Here is a 3,354-nt window from a genome sequence, read left to right on the forward strand (position 1 = left end):
CGCGACCGCCGCGTCGGCCACCGCCGCGCCTGCCGACGCCGCGCTGGCGCCCTCCCTCCTCGCTCTGGCCGATCCGCCGCCGCAAGACGACGCCGCGGACGACAGCGCCTCGGACGGGTCGGCCAGCGAGGGCGACACCGTGGACCCTACGGTCCAGACGGGCGGCTTCATGTCCGTCCTGGGCTCCCCGGCCCGGAGCCCCTCACAGGCTGGAGCTTCGGCCACCCCCATGTCGGCCTCCGCCGCCGATCTCGCCGCCCAGATGGCGGCCAAGGTGGCTGCGGGATCGAGCCGCTTCCAGCTGCAGATGAACCCCCTGGGCCTTGGCCGGGTGGACGTCTCGGTCTCCATAGGCGCCAACCGCCAGCTCACCGCCGCGCTCCGCTTCGCCGACCCGCAGACCGCCAGCACGCTCAGCGCCCATGCCGGCGAGCTGAAGACGGCGCTGGAACAGGCGGGCTTCAACGTGCCGGCCGGCGGCTTCGACTTCACCAGCAGCGCCGCCGGCGCGCTGGGGGCCGGCCTTCAGGGCGGTTTCGACCCGGGCTCAGGCTCCGGCGGCGGCTCCGGCCCTTCGGGCGACGGCGCCCGCATGGCCGCCTTCATCGCCGGCGAGGGGCTCGCCGCAGGGGGTGCGAGCGACACATCGGCCTGGACGACCAGCGGCGACAGCCGGCTCGACATCCGCATCTGAAAGACCGCCCATGACCAGCAGCATCACCAACTACCTGGGCAACCAGAGCGCCTACGTGGCGTCCACCACCGCCTCGCCCACGACCTCCACAGCCGCCACGAGCTCGTCCTCGACCAGCTCCAGCACGGCGTCGGACCTGGCCAGCGGCGCCTCCAACCTGTCGACCTCCTACCAGACCTTCCTGACCCTGCTGACCACCCAGCTGCAGAACCAGGACCCCTCCTCGCCGATGGACCCCAACCAGTTCACCACCGAGCTGGTGCAGATGACCGGGGTGCAGCAGCAGCTGCTGTCCAACCAGCTGCTGCAGCAGCTGGTCAACTCGTCCCCGTCATCCGGCGTGTCGAGTGCGGTCAGCCTGATCGGCCAGCAGGTCACCGCCACCAGCGCCACCGCGGCGCTGAGCAACGGCCAGGCGAGCTGGACCTATAACCTGCCCACCGCCGCCTCCAGCGCCAACGTCTCGGTCGCCAACTCCACCGGACAGGTCGTCTATACCGGCACCGCGCCGAGCTTCGCGGCCGGCGCCAACACCTTCAGCTGGAACGGCCAGACGAATTCCGGCGTCCAGCTCCCCGACGGGACCTACACCCTGTCGGTCGCGGCCACCGACTCAAGCGGCGGGGCGATCGCCCCCACCCTGTCGGTCAGCGGCACCGCAAGCTCGGTCCAGAGCGTCAACGGCGCCACCATGGTCACGATCGGCTCCAGCCAAGTGCCGGTCTCCGCCATCACCAATGTGGGCGGATCATGAGCCCTCGCAGCCTTCGCCCCTCTACCCCTGAAGGGAACCCGTCATGAGCATCAACAGCGCGCTGAACGCCGGCGTCTCCGGCCTGATCGCCAACTCCGCGGCCCTCGCCACAATTTCCGACAACATCGCCAACTCCAACACCGTCGGCTACAAGACGGTGGATACCGAGTTCGGCGACATCGTCACCAACTCCAACCTGTACGGCGACTACGACGCCGGGGGCGTGCTGGCCTCCACCCGCCAGCTGGTCACGGCCCAGGGCAACCTGCAGCAGACCGCCTCCAACACCGACCTGGCCATCTCCGGCCAGGGCATGTTCGTCACCACCTCGGTGCCGGACCCCAGCGTCACGGACAGCCGCAACTTTACCCGCGCAGGCTCCTTCACCCTGAACAACACGGGCTATCTGGAGAACGCCTCGGGCCAGTACCTGCAGGGCTGGCCGGTGAACGCCGACGGCACGGTGACCACCGACCCGACCAGCCTGACCTCGCTGCAGACCATCAATGTGGGCGACGTGGGCGGCACGGCCACTCCCACCACCACCTTGTCGATGAACGCCAACCTGGACGCGTCCCAGACGGTCAACGCGGCGGTGACGGCGGGGATCTACAGCCCGTCAAGCACCTCCACCAGCATGGCCGCCTACGACGCCGACAACGCCACCGGCACCAAGCCGGACTTCACCATCTCCGTACCTGTCTCGGACAGCCAGGGCGGCCAGCGCACGCTGCAGCTGAACCTGCTGAAGTCCTCCACCGCCAACACCTGGGATGCGGAGCTGGTGGCCAGCCCCGCCAGCGACGTGCAGGACGGCTCGGGGCTCACCGACGGCCAAGTCGCCACCGGAACGGTGACCTTCAACTCCGACGGCAGCATCAACATGGCGTCCTCGACCCTGTTCCAGTCCGGCGCGTTCACCACCCCTGCGGGCTCCACCACGCCGACGCTGAACATCGGCGCCTCCACCACCCCGCCCGCGGCAGGTCAGGTGTCCTGGGGGACGAGCTTGGGCGTCGGCGCCCAGACCATGGCCTTCAACGTCGACACCGCGCCGGGGGGCCTGAGCCAGTACGCCAGCGCCTCGGTCACCCAGTCGGTGGAGACCAACGGCACCCAGTTCGGCAACCTGACCAGCGTGGACATCGACGACCAGGGCTTCGTCACCGCCGTCTACGACAACGGCGTGTCGCGCAAGATCGCCCAGGTGGCCGTTGCGACCTTCCAGAACGAGGACGGGCTGAAGTCGGTCTCGGGCGACAACTACCAGGTCTCCGCCAGCAGCGGGACCTACAACCTGAAGTCTGCGGGCTCAGGGGGCGCCGGCACGATCTCGCCCTCGACCTTGGAGTCTTCCACTGTGGACCTCAGCCAGCAGTTCTCGGGCCTGATCGTGACCCAGGAGGCCTATTCGGCCTCCACCAAGATCCTGACGACAGCCGATCAGATGCTGCAGTCCCTCATCAGCATCAAGCAGTAATACAAGTAAACGTGACCCGCAGGTGATTCGCTGCTTAATGTTTATGAACGTGCCAGAAAGAGACACTTCGGTTATGAGCTTCTTTACTAATGCCGTTAAACGCCCGTTATGTCACATGGGTTATCTTCCGGTCTGTAGGTGATCGGAGGGCGTAAAAAATGCTCCAAGCGCAGAGGCTGGACGCCAAGGGCGAGCGGTACGTGGTGGGCCCGACGGGCGCGCGCCTGACGCTTGATGACCTGCCGCCGGCCAACACCCAGCGCTGGGTGATCCGGCGCAAGGCCGAGGTCGTGGCGGCCGTTCGCGGCGGGCTGCTGACGATGGAGGACGCCTGTCGCCGCTACAAGCTGACCGACGAGGAGTTCGCAGGCTGGCAGCAGTCCATCGAGCGCCACGGCCTGGCGGGCCTGCGGACGACCCGCATCC

The 3,354-nt window shown here is 68.2% G+C and carries 4 protein-coding genes; all 4 read left to right on the forward strand.

Annotated features, from left to right (window positions below):
* Positions 1–694 (forward strand): flagellar hook-length control protein FliK (locus tag HUV06_RS15250; RefSeq protein WP_174302096.1); only part of this gene is annotated, 694 nt, incomplete at its 5' end.
* Between the two features lie 10 nt (positions 695–704).
* Positions 705–1,448, forward strand: coding sequence for a flagellar hook assembly protein FlgD (locus tag HUV06_RS15255; protein WP_174302097.1), 744 nt, complete (start codon positions 705–707; stop codon positions 1,446–1,448).
* A gap of 43 nt (positions 1,449–1,491) precedes the next feature.
* Entirely contained in the window at positions 1,492–2,928 is a 1,437-nt protein-coding gene (locus tag HUV06_RS15260; RefSeq protein ID WP_174302098.1) for a flagellar hook protein FlgE, read from the forward strand.
* Between the two features lie 158 nt (positions 2,929–3,086).
* The coding region (locus HUV06_RS15265; protein ID WP_174302099.1) for a DUF1153 domain-containing protein at positions 3,087–3,354 on the forward strand (268 nt) is incomplete at its 3' end.

The sequence above is a fragment of the Caulobacter sp. S45 genome, from assembly GCF_903642205.1.
Classification (GTDB): domain Bacteria; phylum Pseudomonadota; class Alphaproteobacteria; order Caulobacterales; family Caulobacteraceae; genus CAHJWH01.